Source organism: Shewanella mesophila (genome assembly GCF_019457515.1).
Taxonomy (GTDB): Bacteria; Pseudomonadota; Gammaproteobacteria; order Enterobacterales; family Shewanellaceae; genus Shewanella; species Shewanella mesophila.
This window is the reverse complement of sequence record NZ_CP080421.1, coordinates 4,209,850-4,225,604: the sequence shown is the minus strand read 5'-3', so window position 1 is coordinate 4,225,604 and position 15,755 is coordinate 4,209,850. Positions and strand designations below refer to the sequence as shown.

Genomic DNA, 15,755 nt, shown 5'->3' with positions numbered 1-15,755 from the left:
CAAGACTAGAAAACAGTTAAAGAGGTTTTTAAATATAGCGCTCTCAAATGAATGGGTTAGAAATGGATTGTTGTGAATCTTTATATTACAGTCAACTAACAAAGGTGAAATTGCTTTTAAAATAAGTGGTTGAGTCAAACTTGTTGGTAAGCTTGGTTGTGCTTGTTAATATGATTTTACGTACTTGAGCGGTTTAGGATTGGGAGATAAGGTTTTGGATCAAGAATTACGCGCACAGGTGTCACAGTGGTTGACACACTTTGGCATAGATAGCCCCGCAGATGGCGTCTCGACAGGAATTATGGTTGTTGCCTGTCTGTTGATCGCGTTCATTGGCTACGTGGTGGTAAAGCGTGGCGTTGTTAGCACGATGAACATTGTTATTCAGCGCTCTAGAGTGAGTTGGGATGATATTTTCATGCAACATGGCGTTCTCGAAAATTTCGCCAAACTCGTCCCCGCACTGATCCTCAATATTCTATTGCCGCTAGCCTTGGTATCACATCCGCTGGTCAGTAGTCTTGCCGATCGCTTACTCGATGTCACTATCGTGGTGTTATTTGTCCGTGCAGTCTACAGTGCACTCGACGCCGCGAATCAGGTTGCCGATGTCAATCTGATTAGTCGGCGTCTACCCATTAAGAGCTTCGTGCAGTTGCTAAAGCTGTTTATGTTTTTTGTGGCGATCATTATCTCAATCTCGGTGCTAGCCGAGCAATCTCCAGTGTATTTCTTGAGTGGCTTAGGGGTTGCAACGGGTTTAGTGATGTTGGTGTTTAAAGACACCATCTTGGGTTTTGTCGCTGGCATTCAGCTGGCTGCCAACCGCATGGTGAGTCCAGGTGATTGGATCCAGATGGACAAATATGGTGCCGATGGTTCTGTCGAAGAGGTGTCCTTGACTACGGTTAAGGTGCAAAACTGGGACAAGACTATCACAATGATCCCTGCCTATGCCTTGGTGTCAGATGCCTTTAAAAACTGGCGCGGTATGTCTGATAGTGGCGGAAGACGCATTAAGCGAGCGGTGAATATCGATATCGACTCGATAACCTTTTTGACCAGTGAGCAGCTACAACGCCTAGGTAAGATTAATCTGCTGAAGGAGTATTTAGCGCGCAAGCAGGCCGAGATTTCCGAGTTCAATGCCAATATCCAAGATGGTGATATGCCGGTGAATAGCCGTAATCTGACTAATGTTGGGACCTTTAGGGCTTACTTGCTGGAATATATGCGCAAGCATCCGAAAGTGCATCAAGAGATGACGTTATTAGTGCGTCAATTAGCGCCGACGACAGAGGGACTACCGATAGAGATCTATATTTTTACCAACGATACCAGATGGGCATTTTATGAAGATATTCAAGCGGATATTTTCGACCATATCTATGCCATCCTGCCACAATTTAACCTGCGAGCCTTTCAGGCGCCAACGGGGGCCGATATTCGCAGCTTAAAAGGGTAAAACTGGACAGTTACAGTGATTCGACATTTAGGCTTGAGGTTAACGAAAGAGATTTGATTGCTGCTCAAGCCCTCAAGCCCTCAAGCCCTCAAGCCCTCAAGCCCTCAAGCCCTATTCCCTAGTCACTAATATTGCTGCTAGAGTAAGAAATACTGCCCCGCTAGTTCTGTCGAACCAATGCAGCTTATTACTCGATTTGAGTGTAGGGGCCAACACGTTTGCCATGCTGGCATAAATCATCACAAAACTGAAATCGACCACCGCCCAGCTGAGTGCCAATATTGCCAACTGCGGGGCTTGTGGTGCAGTGATGTCGATAAACTGTGGGAATAACGCGCCGAAAAACAGCAGGTCTTTTGGATTACTGATCCCAACGAGAAAAGCTTCTTTAAACATCTGCTTGGGTGAGCCTTTTCCCTTAATGTGCTGGAGATCTAGTCCTTGGGCACTCGCCTTGGTTAAAATGAGTTTTATGCCGAGGAAGAGCAAATAGGCTGCGCCGCAATATTTGAGTAGGGTGAAGCCATGTTCGGTCGCGCTGAGTAGCGCACCTAGCCCTGCTGCAGAGGCGAACATTAACAATAAGGCGGAGCTAACACTACCGAGTGCGGTCGCTATGCTGCGGGTCTTGCCGAAGTGGATACCATGGCTCATCGACAGTACCGCCATGGTGCCTGGCGATATAGCTATCAGTAAGATCGCAAATAGATATAGTAACCAAGTATCAAAACTCATCGGTATAAATTGCATGCAAAATGTAAGGTTGGCGCACTATAACTAGTGTGGCAACCTTTAGCAAACCTTGAGCTGGGTTATTTTGGCGCCGTGTAATCGGGAATTGTTTTAGGGTGGCGTCCCTTAATCGTACGGTAAAAGCTTAGAATAGTGTCCATATCTTTTTCTATGTTGCCAGTTGTCGTTAGTGCCTGTGGGATCACCACTTTTTTATTGGCGAAGTCCAGTGCAACAGTGACAATTGGAACTTGAGCTGCGGCCGCTATGTGGTAAAAGCCGGTCTTCCAGCGTTTAACTGGGCTGCGGGTGCCTTCTGGTGCGAGTGCTAATTTAAACAGAGGATTACGCTTAAATAATTGGACCACGGCATCGACGAGGTTGTTATTTTTACGGCGATCAACGGGAGCTCCGCCTATTGCTTTAAAGAACCATCCCCATGGCGCGATAAAGAGTTGATGTTTGCCCAGAAAGTGGATGTTATGCCCTAGGGCACCTCGAGCAAGCACGCCTAAGATAAAGTCCCAGTTACTGGTATGTGGTCCGACAATGGCGATATATTGCGGCGCAGTAGGTAAGGCACCATCAATTTTCCAGCCCGTTAACTTTAAAATGGTTTTACAAAAACTTTGAAACATAGGCGTAACTCTTTTATTTGAGGCAGTTTTTTTAAGCCATAATGCCTTAGAGTAATTTATATTATTGTATACTACACGCTAAATTCTCCCCACGGAGTATATGATGTTTAAAAATGGATGGTTGTTGCTACTGATGTTGTTGGTTTTTCCAGCCTCAGCAGTACCTACAGATGAGATAAGGAAAGTCATTGAAGCTCAGGAATCGGCCTGGAATCGGGGTGACCTAGATGCTTACATGCAGGGCTATTGGAACAGTGAGAAAGTGCGTTTTGCATCGGGTAAGACGTTTCGCTATGGCTGGACTGAGACGTTAGCCGCGTATAAGAAAAATTACCCAGATAAGGGGACTTTGGGCCAGCTCAAATTCACCATTAATGAGACTAAAATGCTTAGCAATTATGCGGCTTTGGTGGTGGGGCGTTGGCAATTGGTGCGGGCTAAAGATAACCCTAATGGTATATTTACCCTATTGATCGAGAAGATTGATGACAAGTGGGTGATCACCCATGATCATACATCTGATTAGCTAGCGGGCATTTTGAAACTCTGGCGACCTAAGTTGCGACCCTTGCCGTCGTAGCGCACCTCAACAAACTCGGTATTGCCTTGATGGTCTTGAATGATTATCGACGTTGAGCGTGTGCCATACTCTGGATGTTTAATATAGATAGATGAGAGCTGTCTTTCCCACTCAAGTGCAATTCCTGTCTGAGGTAGTTCAGCATCCTCAGCTTGACTTTGATCCGTCATTATTGCGAGTAAAGCATCGATATCAATATTACCGGTGCTCGACAGTTGTTTCTCTAGTGCTTGTGTACCTTTAGCCATTTTCGGCCAGATATCATCTAGAGCCCCATTGCTAATGGCATGAAATCCTGGCGATAGTCTCTGTACCTCGCCATTTAGACTGTGGTAGCAATAGAGTTCGTTGCCTTTACCAAATAGCAGGTTGAATGGATTGTAGAAATGGCTTTGCTCTCTAAGCCAGTTGGCTGTCATTGTGCTCGGTTCGTCTAATGCTTTAAGCACCAACTCGCCACGACTGCGTTTATCTGATTGTTGTAGCTCTGGAGCGCGAATATTGGTTAGCGCCGCGATCTGCCCATGCTTGTTGACTCCCAACCAAGATCCACCGGCTTGAAGATCTTTGCCTGCAAGCAAGTGGTTTTCAGGTGGCCAGAAATGGGCGGGCTCAGTTGGACGAACATGAAACTCATCCCTATTAGCACAGATGATCACAGGATGTTCAGGGTAGATGTCTAAGGCAATAAACAGGATACACATAAACTGATCCTAAGAAGGCTAATCAACTTAACTTAACCTTGGTGATCGATAAAAGCTATCTCAATTTTTATAGCGAGTTGTTGAGCGTTCTATACCCGCTGTTTATCGGCCATATTCGAACAACAGGATTAGAAGGTCAATTACTCCTAACTATGCTCTTTACCCGAGTGACCATGATGGTGTTGGTCGCTGTTTGAGTGATGCTCATGTTTATGCTCATGGGAGTGATCATGTTGATGTGGTCTAGGCTTCCATAACATGATTCGAGCCATAAATTGGCGCGGTCCAAGTCTAAGTAAACTGGCGGCAAACAGTAGGGCTAGGATAGCTAACGCGACAGCATTTATGCTCTGAGGTAATGCGATAATAGGATTCCATTGAGGGATCAGCCAGTGAGTGCCCAGTAAACAGAGTGCTATAACGCCACTCAGTAGCAATCTTTGTGTCCAATTCATCAACTTTAACTGAGCGAGGTTAAATACAGGGGCCGCCAGCAGTGCCACCATAACCGCCTCTATGCTCCAGCCACTATAAGCCAGCGATAACGCTAAGACTGCGCCTCCCAGATTGCAAAAACGCATAGGCAGAAAGAGGAGTAACAAGACCGCGACCTGAACCATAGGGTTTTCAAGTGGTACAGATGGATGGCCTATTAAATTCGCTAGGATAAGGCTAAGAATAATCCAAGGGGCGCTTCTATCAACCAGATGAGCAAAGCCAAAGCGCCATGCAGAGATGGGTAAGCCTCTGTGTGGATCGGTCAGTTGTACCTTTGTGAGAGTGAGTAATATACCAATGAGCACTAGGCTGATGAGCTGGATCATTGCCAAACTGGGGCCGAGTAACAGAAAGGTGATCGCTAGCGCCTCTGGTCCCGCAAGGCGTTGTAACCAGCGCTGACCTAATTGTGGATGATGCGGTGACAGGCCAAACAGATATCGCAGCGTCGCGATAATATAGGCAAGTAGGAGTACTGGCGCTAATGTCAGTAGCCAGTCAAATAGTTGCTCTGTGCTATGGCTATGATCATGGTGCTCATGACCACCAGAGTCCATCATCAATAAAATAAATAATAAGCAGATCCCCAGAAGGCTACCTATGCCTGCTTGATATTCATACTTACCCTGCTTGTCGCTAATATTATGACCATGGGGCTGATGAAGAACCACGTGTAAAATAGAACCTGTAACGAAGGCTTGCAGATAAACGGTTTTATCTAGGCTTAGATGTGCTAAAAGTTGTTCGCCCGCGAAATAACCTACGCCAGTCAACAGCATCATGCCAACCAGTACTATCATCGCCCAGCGTTGACCCACTTGAGGTTTTAACAACCACCAAATGGCTAAGCCAACCGGTAGTCTATGAAGTATCACCCCCAAGGCTAACAAGGCCGAATTGCCATCTTGTTGAGCTAATATCATTGCGCCACCATCGGTTATGGTGTGCAGCAACAACCCTGTGATGCCGAGGGTGAGAGTGAGATTGTGGGTGACTTCAGAGTAACGATGAAATAAGCGCTCGCTTAGGGTAGGTCCCCATAAGCCGATGACCACAAAAATGATAGCGAGAAACCCACCATGCTCTAACAGCTCGGGAAGGATATGAATAAGCACTAAACCACCTAGCGAGACAAAGATGAATCCATCTAAGCCTTTTTGCAGGCCGGTTCCCGTGGTAAAAAAACGGTAGAAAAGCGGGCCTAGCAGGAGTGCGATACAACTGGCGATGAGATAGTACATATAAATGTTAACAAGGGAGCCTAGAAAGCCAGCTAGTATAACAGTGTTATCTCTACCAATCGAATAATTAGCATAGGATGCGATTGAATTTACATTGAACGGCTAGCCTGAACTTGGGTTTGTTTGTTTCGATTTTGCACTCGCGCACGATTTTGTTGGGTTATTTACTGATTAATATTGAAAATACGTTATACAATATAGGTTCAATTTTTTGATGAATATTGAGTTATGGACATTTTTTCTGCTGCGGTAATGTTGTTTTTGATTATGGATCCTTTAGGAAACCTTCCCATATTCGCCTCGATACTTCGTCATATTGAACCTAAAAAGAGACGTAGGGTATTGATTCGTGAGTTAATATTCGCTTTGATCATTATGCTGCTATTTCTGTTCGCCGGTGAAGCGATATTAAGCTTTTTAAACCTCAGATCTGAATCGGTCAGCATTGCTGGCGGTATCATTTTGTTTTTAATCGCGATTCGAATGATTTTCCCACAGCCTGGTGGTGTCGTAGGTTTAGCCGCTGGTGAGGAACCCTTTATCGTACCGATGGCGATTCCTTTGATGGCAGGTCCCTCAGTACTCGCGGCGCTTATTCTGTTAGCCCATACCGACAGTACACGTATGGTGGATTGGACGATTGCATTGCTGGGGGCTTGGCTGGCGAGTGCGGTGATCTTACTCTTCTATAAAGTCTTTACAAAGCTGCTTGGCGAGAAAGGGCTTACCGCTGTTGAACGCCTTATGGGGATGGTACTGGTGATGATCTCGGTGCAGATGTTCCTCGATGGTGTGGCTAACTATATTGCACATACGGGACAGGCAAACTGATTAACGGTCACTTAGCGAGTGCTTGATGGTGATTATTTTTGTAAAACTGCCAAGCCCTCAAGCCCTCAAGCCCTCAAGCCCTCAAGCCCTCAAGCCCTCAAGCCCTCAAGCCCTTCTGCCACGCTTACTTGCATCTGAATGATAATTCCGTGCTCATTTGAATGTTGTATTCAATACTGGTTTGGGTTATCGGTTTTGGCGTGGCTATTTTGGGCTTGTGATATTGCTTGGTGCGCTAAGCTGTTGCTTTTCAGTAACCATTTCGGTTAGCGAATATCGCAATCTCTTACCCTACGGCGGTGTACCCCAGTCGATGGAGCAGTGAGATCGGCAAGGGAATTTGATTATTCCCGCCGTTTACATTGATATGGGCGCTTGGCATGGTTTTCATCTGCCCAATGAGCCTGACTATGATGGTCGTTTCATTGGGCCACTATTTATCGCGCAAGAGTACAGTCTGCACCTGAGTGACAGCATGTCTCGGCTGCAATTACGCAATCTGCTAACGGGTAATGGTTTGCACTGCACTAATTTTAGTTGGTCCGCATCGGTGTTTTTGTTGACCTACACGCAATGGGTGCATTGAGTGCTGGTATGACTCTGTGAGCGCTTGATATCGCTAGTATCAGTTTTAAGCAATGGTATCGGTAAATATTAACGATTGTTAAACTAATTTAGATTGTAAATTAGCGAAAAATATTGGTAGAGATCTATTCTCTAGCGCAAAATGCTGTTAATGTTTTGTGTCAGACTTTAGGTGTTGTTGTTGCGTTTAAGCTGGGTCTTACGCCAATACCAGTCGATCGCTAATCCTAGGCTTAGGTCATTGAGCCTCGCGAGTTGATCGCTAGAAATTTCCTATCTCCCTCAAAGTTCTGACTAGAATAATTATTAACATTGCATATGCCTATGATGATGTAGAGTTATAGATCGTCATTACGGCAGTAATAGGTAGACACAAGGATATTTGCAGTATGAAAGATCAATATTATGTCGGGGCGTTGGCGGCCCTGAGTCTGTCGCTAATGTTAGCGAGCGCGACCCCCCTCGCTGCGCCTTTGGATGTTAGCTCGTTGGCTCCGATTGCTGATGCAGGTGTCATCAATGAAGAGCGGATTCTTTACTGGATGGTAAAGCGTGGTGAACTGGCTATCGATGCTACACCTGAGCAAAAGCGTGCTGCATTAGCTGCCTATACTGAAAGAGCGACAGGTTCCCAGAAGAGTTTGTTGATCCAACAATCGCTTGAAAAACAACAGAATCAGCGTTTAAAGCAAGCAAAGACTATTCGTGCCATGAGCTTTGCCGCGCCACAAGCCGATGCTGACATTAATAAGACGGTAAAAGTTCTTGGTATATTGATCGACTTCCCCGACCTGCCCCATGACAACAATCGCTTAAGTGCAAGCGATACTGCCATGTATTACCCGAGTTATCCCACTAGTCATTACAATAGCATGATGTTTTCCACTACAGGTTTTAGCGGTCCTCAGGGGCAAAACTTGATGACAGGGTATCAATATTATCATGCGGAGTCCGGTGGTAGTTTCTATTTTACTGGTAGCGTAAAAGGCTGGTATACCGCCAGCCAAAATGCGGCTTACTATGGGGCAAATGATCCCGATAACGACAATGACGATACCGCGGTACCTGAGTTAGTCAAGGAGGCGGTGACACAAGCATTGGCTAGCATGACCAGTGAAGAGATTGCGAGTTATGATGTTGAAGATCCCTATGATTTAGATGGTGACGGTAACCTTAATGAGGCTGATGGTGATATCGACCATGTCATGCTGTTTCATTCGAGTATTGGTGAAGAAGCGGGTGGCGGGGTGTTGAGCGATGACGCTATCTGGTCACACCGATTTTTTGTCTATGAGGACAATGCACCAGGTTACACCATTCCTGGAACGGGTAAGAAGGTCTTTGGCTATACCATTCAGCCTATCGATGCCGCCGCTGGTGTCGTGGTGCATGAATTTGGGCATGACTTAGGTTTACCCGATGAATATGACACCACTAATAGTGGTGATGGCTCGCCAGTGGGATCCTGGTCAATCATGTCGGGTGGTAGTTGGACTGGGGCGATAGCGGGTACCGAGCCTGTTGGCTTCAGCCCTTATGCGCGATCATACCTGCAAAACAAGTACAAAGGTAAGTGGTTAACTGAAGAGGTGCTGAGCTTAAATGATATTCCTGCAGGCGGGCGTGAAGTCGCGCTTGTTGAGGCGGTCAACAATACTCAAGTCAATCAGATTGCGGTCAAGCTTCCCCCGACAGATATTGCCTTTAAACTCCCTTATGCAGGTAGCTATCAATATTATTCTGGTCAGGGAGATATGATCAGTGCCGCGGCGGCATTTTCTATCGATCTACCAGTAAGTGCGTCATTGACGTTGACGATGAAGGCGCATTGGAATATTGAACAAGATTATGATTATGCCCAAGTGATGGTTGATGGCGTCGTCGTTGCTGGCAACCATACTAAGGCGAGTAATTCGACCAATAATGCGAAGTACATTATTACGGGAAAATCATCTGATATTGCAGGCGCCGAAGGGGCTGATAGCTGGGTTGATTTAACATTCGATCTTTCTGGCTATGCCGGATCTAGCCGTCAAATCAGTATCGTTTACTTTACAGATCAAGCCGTTGGTGACTATGGCTTAGTGGTCGATGAGATTAAACTGCTCGATGGTACGAATGAAGTCTATAGTGATGACGCAGAGACTGAAGGCAAGATGACGCTTTCTGGCGGTTTTGCCCGTATTGATAACAATCGTCCAGGTAAGGACCGTCGTTATTTAGTGCAGTTACGCAGCCACAATGGTGTGGATGCTGGGCTCGCTAGCCACTCTTATGAGCCGGGTGTGCTGCTTTGGTTAGAAGACTTCAATGTTACAAATAATAACTCCAGCGAACATCCTGGTTCAGGTTTGATTGGGGTGGTCGATGCGGATCAAAATCTGATTGGTGGCTATGGCACCGCAACCCAGATCCGTGATGCTACCTTTAGTATGTTTAACCAGTCGGCTTACTTCAATGACAATCACCTGGCAGCGAATAATCTGTTTGATGACGGTCAAGATTACAGTGCTCCACTGCAACCTCAATCGGGCATCATCTTGCCTGCGTTAGGGCTGACTATGGAGGTGATTGCACAAAGTAATGATTCAAGCAGTGCCACGGTACGTTTTAATTATAGCGGCGAGCCCGTACCGCCAGAGCCGGAACCAGAACCGGTTCCTGTAACCGTCAGCATTAGCGCGCAGCAAACCTTGGCAAGCGTTAGCTTTAGCGCAAACGTTACAGGTGGTGATGGTAATTACCGTTATGCTTGGGGATTTGGTGTCGTTGGAGCGACGAGTACTGAAGCTAATCCAACCTATGTGTATAGTGAATCTAATGATTATACGGTGTCGTTAACCGTTACCGACGCCGATGGTGAGGGAGTAACGGCAACAGACAGTATCCTGATCAATGTAGAAGTGCCACCGACGGCAAGCTTTAGTTTTGCTACGAGCGATCTAAGAGTGACCTTTAGCGATTCGACATCAGCAGGTGTTGGTGCGCTTAGCTACCAATGGACGTTTGGCGATGGTGCCAGCAGTAGTGAGTCGTCGCCGGTTCATACCTATAGCCAAGCAGGAAGCTATACGGTAACACTAACCGTAACCGATGCTAAAGGCTATACTTCAATGGCAAATGAAACTCTTGTGGTGACCAGTGCAGTGGTAGTTCCACCTGTGGTCGTGCCGCCCGTTGTGGAGCCTGAAAAGAGTTCTGGCGGCGGTAGCTTAGGTTGGCTAAGTTTATCCGCATTACTCTTATTCGGATTACGTCGTCGGGCGTAAACTCAATATCAAAAACGCCTCTAAATTGAGGCGTTTTTATTAGATAAGATTTTTACTTTCAATCTGTTGTTGCGCTGCAGGTAAAAAGATTTCGCTGACAATAAGTTGCTGCTCTTGATGGCTGAAGTAGCGTCGACGCCCCCATAATGCTTGCGTACACGATTGATCTAAGGAAGTGATGAGTGCGGCTAAGCTAGTGCATGGCGTAAATTCACTGAGCTCAATTTTACCTGGGGTGAATTCACCACTGGTAAATAACAGTTCCCCTAGCGGACGAGTCCCTAAGGTTAAAAAATTGGATTCCACCATAGCTAACATTTCGCCGGGGACTAAAGTTCGAGCAAAGACCCAAGGAATACCGTCAAGACAAAGCAGGACTTCTCTTATCCAAGCTTGTGATTGATTTGGTAATTCGCTATCAAACGGGTTAAGAATATCTTCGCCTAAGACTTTTACTTCAAATTCACTACAGTGAGATTTGAGTTTTTGAGTTAAACTACCTGAAGCTAATAGCCAATCTTTTAGTGGCGAAGTCGGTAATTGGGGAATTTGGTCCGGTGAATACCATTGAATTGATTCACCATAGGGGAAGCTTAACCTAGTCACACTCATGAATTTCTCGGTACAATACTCACAAACGCTAGCATTTTAACATGCTGCGCAGAATATGTCGGTAATTACGTGCTTAGATGTATTACTGTAAATAGAGTGGGTGACTAGCTTAGTCTAATAATCAGTAAGCTTAGATAACAACAATGGAGTATTCACTAGATATGAAAAAGTTCGCGCTGCTGTTGCTTCTTTTTGTCACCAGTCTCTCTAGCATTGCAGCATTTGCCGAAGAGGAAGAGACCTTAGATACTTATGCTTATTATGGTTTTGAACCCGATATCGTGACCAACTATATCTCAAACCGTAAAAAATTGGGTTACGTTAAGATCAGTGTTGAGTTGATGGTTAAAGTACCTGAAGATCTTATCGTGTTAGAACACCATGATCCCTTGCTACGCGCAGCCATTATAGAAATTCTCGGATCGCAAACCGAGGATAAAGTGAAGTCGCTTACCGGTAAAGAGGAAATTCGCCGTGAATGCTATGACACCCTTAACCGTTTGTTAGAGCAAGAGATCGGTAAGCCACTGGTGGTTAATTTGCTCTTTACTAAATATTTATACGACTAAAGTTAGATGAATTCGCCTTTGTAGTCGCGCAAGGCTCTTTAGCGCGACTACACCAGTAATGGTAATTGTTAGATGAACCAGCCCCGCGCACCTCGCCGATCTTCCGGTAAAACTAAGTCTTTAAATTCTCAAGTTAAACTGACTCCACCCAAAGGATTCCACCCCAGAAATGTGCATGGCAGTGGCTATGATTTTGCGGCACTGATTGAGCACACCCCTGAGCTTGAGGGTTTTGTCAGGCCAAACCCTTACGGCAACCTTTCTATCGATTTCTCCGATCCCGTTGCGATAAAAACATTGAATCTGGCATTACTGCGCCTGCATTACCAAATAGAATATTGGGATATCCCCCAAGGTTTTCTCTGTCCGCCTATCCCTGGCCGAGTCGATTACTTGCACTATGTTGCCGATCTACTTGCCGATGATGCGACGAGTAACAGCGCAATAAAGCGTGCGGTTAAGCCGCCTAAAGGGCAAAAAGTTAAAGTGCTCGATATCGGAACGGGAGCCAACGGCATTTACCCTATTCTAGGTGTGCGGAGTTATGGCTGGCATTTTGTTGCCAGCGATATTGATGCTAGGTCTGTATCCAACGTACAACAGATTATCGATCGAAACTTGTGTTTACAGGGAAAGATAGAGCTGAGATCACAGCCTAATCCATTGGCTATTTTCAATGGCATGATCAAACAGGGCGAGCGCTTTGATCTGACTATGTGTAATCCGCCTTTTCATGCATCCCTTGAAGAGGCAACCTCTGGTAGCGAGCGAAAATTGAAGAACTTAGCCTCAAATCGCCTCGCTAAAGGTCACGACAAGGTAAGTGATAAATCGACTGACAAGCTTAATTTTGGCGGTCAAAAAGCGGAGTTGTGGTGTGAGGGCGGGGAGCTGCGATTCTTGCTAGATATGATTAAGGAAAGCCATGCATTTTCGAATCAATGTTTGTGGTTTACCAGTTTAGTCTCTAAAAAAGAGAACCTAAAACCCGGTTATCGAGCACTCGAACAGCTAGGCGCGGTTACCGTGCAAACGATAGAGATGGCTCAGGGAAATAAGTTGACTCGTGTGCTGGCTTGGAGTTTTCTTGAACCTAGCCAGCGCGAGTTATGGCATCAATATCGCCGCTGAGCGGAAGGTGTCTAATATTTCCAAAAGTTGGGGTGAAAGAGTACCGCCACAGTTAAGATCTCGAGTCGTCCCAGTAACATGCCAATTGCGAGTGACCATTTTGCGATATCGGGCAATGATGAAAAATTTCCCGCGGGGCCGATCACGGGTCCAAGCCCTGGGCCCACATTGGTCACCGCCGTGATAGCGCCCGAAAAACTGGTGGTTGGATCTAGCCCCGTCATCACAAGAATGACAGATAAGATAACGATCACCGACATAAAGAGTAGAATGAAGGTCACCAATGAGCGAACAATATCCTCGCTTATGGCTCGGCCATTATAGCGCTCTTTAAAGATACCGTTTGGATGAAACTGTTGCTTGAGTTGCTCACGCATGATGGCTATGGCGATTTGGAAGCGGAAAATTTTAATTCCGCCAGAGGTGGAGCCTGAGCAGCTACCGACAAACATCAGAAAGAGGAAAGCGACATTCGCTAACGCTCCCCATGCCGTATAATCCGTTAGGCCATACCCTGTGGTGGTGACAACTGAGACCACATTGAAACTGGCTAGGCGAAGTGCATCGGCAGGTGTCATATCGTGTCCCTGCCATAACCAAAAAGCCAAACTACAAGAGACGCATACAAGGAAGAGTAAATACCCTTTCACTTGGGCATCATTCCAGATGGCAACCGAGCGTTGTGACAAAGAGTGTACAAACATCAATAGTGGTAAACCACCTGCGGCCATAAACAGAACGCCCACCCAATGTGCCGATTTCGAAAATGCCGCCATTGAGCTGTCTGAGGTCGAATAGCCTCCTGTCGACAGGGTTGTCATCGAATGGTTAATCGCTTGGAACCAGGTCATTCCCGCCGCATGGTAGGCAAACCCACACGCAACGGTAAGGCCGATGTAGACCCAGAACAGTTGCTTAGCCATATTCTGTGTTCTGGGGACCGCCTTATCGCTCCAATCGGAGGATTCGGTTCTAAAGAGTCGCATCCCACCAACGTTGAGGAAAGGCAAGATTGCTACCGCCATGACGATAAAGCCGATACCGCCAAGCCATTGCAGTAACGAACGCCAGATGAGAATACTGTGATCCATGGTGTCTAACCCCGAGAGTACCGTTGACCCCGTGGTTGTGATGCCTGACATGGTTTCAAAAAACGCATCGGTATAGTTAATACCGTGATAGAGGGTAAATGGCATTGCGGCAAACAGGCTGACGATAAACCAAGTCAGACTGGTCAGCAGAAACATATCGCGGATATTAAGACGTAAATTATCACTATGGCCCTGATGCATACAGGCACTGGCACACGTACCTGTTGCAAGAGAAGCTATCATAAAGGCGCCAACCGTCTCTTCGCCATAGATTAAGGCAAAGAGCAGCGGAATAAACATAAAGGCGGTCAGTGTCGATAAAAACACGCCTAATATGAACAGTAATGGCCGAATATTTAGCATCGCTAGCTCTGTCTTCGAGGTTTTTATTGGCTTAAAAGAAGAAGGCGCTGGGTTGGAACAGTTTTTCAACTTCGCCAATAAACTTCTTATTAACAAGGAAGAGGATAACGTGGTCACCTTGCTCTATCACGGTTTTATCGTGTGCCATTAACACCTCTTCATCTCGGACTATCGCGCCGATGGTAGTGCCTGGTGGTAATTTGATCTCACTGATCTGTTTACCAACAACCTTTGAGGTGCTCGGGTCACCATGAGCGATAGCTTCAATCGCTTCCGCTGCGCCACGTCTGAGAGAGTAAACGTTACAGATGTCACCTTGACGAATATGGGTCAGTAGCGCCGAAATAGTGGCTTGCTGCGGCGAGATTGCAATATCGATATTGGCTTCTTGGACGATATCGACATAGGCTTCGCGTTGGATCAGCACCATCACTTTTTTTGCGCCCATTCGCTTCGCCAAGAGTGCGGCCATGATGTTGGCTTCGTCATCATTGGTTACGGCGATAAACACGTCGGTTTGATCGATATGCTCCTCTAACAGTAATTCTTGATCCGATGCATCACCGCAGAATACCGTGGTGTTTTCTAGCTTTTCCGATAATGCTTCGGCGCGTTCCTGATTATGCTCGATAAGCTTAACGGCATGATTTCTCTGCAGTTGCTTTGCTAAGCCTAAACCAATATTACCACCACCGGCGATCATAATATTACGATAGGTGTTATCGAGCTTTTGCATCTCACTCATCACCGCGCGAACATGGCGGCTATCGGCGACGAAAAACACTTCATCATCGGCTTCGATAATGGTGGTGCCTCTTGGCATGATCGGCCGACCCTGCCTAAAAATAGCGGCGACGCGAGTATCGATATTGGGCATGTGCTCTCGCAATGCGGCCAATGCGTTACCCACGAGTGGACCACCGTAATAGGCTCGTACAGCAACAAGGCTCAAACGTCCTTCTGCAAATTCAAGCACTTGTAAGGCACCAGGGTATTCCACTAAACGACGAATGTAAGAGGTAACGAGCTGCTCTGGCGCGATGAGTTCATCGATAATAAAACCACCTCGTGGGCGGTTTTCGCTATTTTTGGTCTCGCTGTCGATGAATAGCTTGTCTCTAAGAGCCAAGTATTGCTCAGATCGAATACGGGCAATTTTCGTTGGCGTACCAAACAGGGAGTAGGCAATTTGGCATGCAGCCATGTTGCACTCATCACTATTGGTGACCGCAATTAACATATCGGCATCTTCGGCACCAGCATCTTTGAGAACGCCAGGGTGTGCACCGTGTCCGAGCACGACACGTAAGTCGTACTTGTCCTGTAACGATCTTAATCTATCTCTGTCGTTATCGACGATAGTAATGTCGTTGTTTTCACCCACCAAGTTCTCGGCTAATGTACCACCTACTTGGCCTGCACCTAATATGATAATTTTCATGGTCT

General features: G+C 46.3%; 14 protein-coding genes. 7 read left to right on the top strand and 7 right to left on the bottom strand.

Annotation, left to right across the window (positions count from 1 at the left end; all coding sequences use genetic code 11):
• Positions 1-214 precede the first annotated feature (214 nt).
• A complete protein-coding gene (locus K0I73_RS18610; RefSeq protein WP_220062492.1) occupies positions 215-1,465 on the top strand; it encodes a mechanosensitive ion channel family protein in 1,251 nt (416 codons plus the stop codon).
• Between the two features lie 111 nt (positions 1,466-1,576).
• Here K0I73_RS18610 and K0I73_RS18605 read toward each other — a convergent pair whose 3' ends face one another.
• Together K0I73_RS18605 and K0I73_RS18600 are read right to left on the bottom strand one after the other, a co-directional pair.
• The gene (locus tag K0I73_RS18605) at positions 1,577-2,200 is read right to left on the bottom strand and encodes a LysE family translocator (protein ID WP_220062491.1); all 624 of its coding nucleotides are present in this window, start codon (positions 2,198-2,200) and stop codon (positions 1,577-1,579) included.
• Between the two features lie 77 nt (positions 2,201-2,277).
• A complete protein-coding gene (locus K0I73_RS18600) occupies positions 2,278-2,835 on the bottom strand; it encodes a lysophospholipid acyltransferase family protein (protein ID WP_220062490.1) in 558 nt (185 codons plus the stop codon).
• A 103-nt stretch (positions 2,836-2,938) separates the two neighbouring features.
• Between K0I73_RS18600 and K0I73_RS18595 the strand changes: the two genes are divergently transcribed.
• Positions 2,939-3,361 (top strand): YybH family protein, encoded by a 423-nt coding sequence (locus K0I73_RS18595; RefSeq protein WP_220064462.1) that lies wholly within the window; start codon positions 2,939-2,941, stop codon positions 3,359-3,361.
• Here the strand turns inward: K0I73_RS18595 and K0I73_RS18590 are convergent.
• Both K0I73_RS18590 and K0I73_RS18585 read right to left on the bottom strand, forming a co-directional pair.
• The gene (locus K0I73_RS18590) at positions 3,358-4,119 is read right to left on the bottom strand and encodes an NRDE family protein (RefSeq protein WP_220062489.1); all 762 of its coding nucleotides are present in this window, start codon (positions 4,117-4,119) and stop codon (positions 3,358-3,360) included. The two genes, K0I73_RS18595 and K0I73_RS18590, sit on opposite strands and share 4 nt — an antisense overlap.
• A 146-nt stretch (positions 4,120-4,265) precedes the next feature.
• The gene (locus tag K0I73_RS18585; RefSeq protein ID WP_220062488.1) at positions 4,266-5,858 is read right to left on the bottom strand and encodes a metal transporter; all 1,593 of its coding nucleotides are present in this window, start codon (positions 5,856-5,858) and stop codon (positions 4,266-4,268) included.
• Positions 5,859-6,086: 228 nt separating this feature from the next.
• Between K0I73_RS18585 and K0I73_RS18580 the strand changes: the two genes are divergently transcribed.
• The 3 genes from K0I73_RS18580 (at position 6,087) to K0I73_RS18570 (ending at position 10,543) form a co-directional block, all read left to right on the top strand.
• On the top strand, positions 6,087-6,689 hold the full coding sequence (locus K0I73_RS18580) for a YhgN family NAAT transporter (protein WP_220062487.1): 603 nt from the start codon (positions 6,087-6,089) through the stop codon (positions 6,687-6,689).
• A gap of 340 nt (positions 6,690-7,029) precedes the next feature.
• Positions 7,030-7,275 carry a hypothetical protein gene (locus K0I73_RS18575; protein WP_220062486.1) on the top strand — a complete coding sequence of 82 codons (246 nt, stop codon included), beginning with the start codon at positions 7,030-7,032 and terminating at the stop codon, positions 7,273-7,275.
• A gap of 388 nt (positions 7,276-7,663) precedes the next feature.
• On the top strand, positions 7,664-10,543 hold the full coding sequence (locus K0I73_RS18570) for an immune inhibitor A domain-containing protein (RefSeq protein ID WP_220062485.1): 2,880 nt from the start codon (positions 7,664-7,666) through the stop codon (positions 10,541-10,543).
• A 39-nt stretch (positions 10,544-10,582) separates the two neighbouring features.
• Here K0I73_RS18570 and K0I73_RS18565 read toward each other — a convergent pair whose 3' ends face one another.
• Complete coding sequence (locus tag K0I73_RS18565) at positions 10,583-11,155, bottom strand: chorismate--pyruvate lyase family protein (protein ID WP_220062484.1); 573 nt, start codon at positions 11,153-11,155, stop codon at positions 10,583-10,585.
• Positions 11,156-11,316: 161 nt separating this feature from the next.
• On the opposite strand from K0I73_RS18565, the gene K0I73_RS18560 reads away from it, so the two are divergent.
• Both K0I73_RS18560 and rlmF read left to right on the top strand, forming a co-directional pair.
• On the top strand, positions 11,317-11,724 hold the full coding sequence (locus K0I73_RS18560; protein ID WP_220062483.1) for a flagellar basal body-associated protein FliL: 408 nt from the start codon (positions 11,317-11,319) through the stop codon (positions 11,722-11,724).
• A 72-nt stretch (positions 11,725-11,796) separates the two neighbouring features.
• Complete coding sequence (rlmF, locus tag K0I73_RS18555) at positions 11,797-12,855, top strand: 23S rRNA (adenine(1618)-N(6))-methyltransferase RlmF (RefSeq protein WP_220062482.1); 1,059 nt, start codon at positions 11,797-11,799, stop codon at positions 12,853-12,855.
• Between the two features lie 11 nt (positions 12,856-12,866).
• On the opposite strand, the gene K0I73_RS18550 is transcribed toward rlmF, so the two are convergent.
• On the bottom strand, positions 12,867-14,309 hold the full coding sequence (locus K0I73_RS18550) for a TrkH family potassium uptake protein (protein ID WP_220062481.1): 1,443 nt from the start codon (positions 14,307-14,309) through the stop codon (positions 12,867-12,869).
• A 31-nt stretch (positions 14,310-14,340) separates the two neighbouring features.
• Complete coding sequence (gene trkA, locus K0I73_RS18545) at positions 14,341-15,750, bottom strand: Trk system potassium transporter TrkA (RefSeq protein ID WP_220062480.1); 1,410 nt, start codon at positions 15,748-15,750, stop codon at positions 14,341-14,343.
• Positions 15,751-15,755 lie beyond the last annotated feature (5 nt).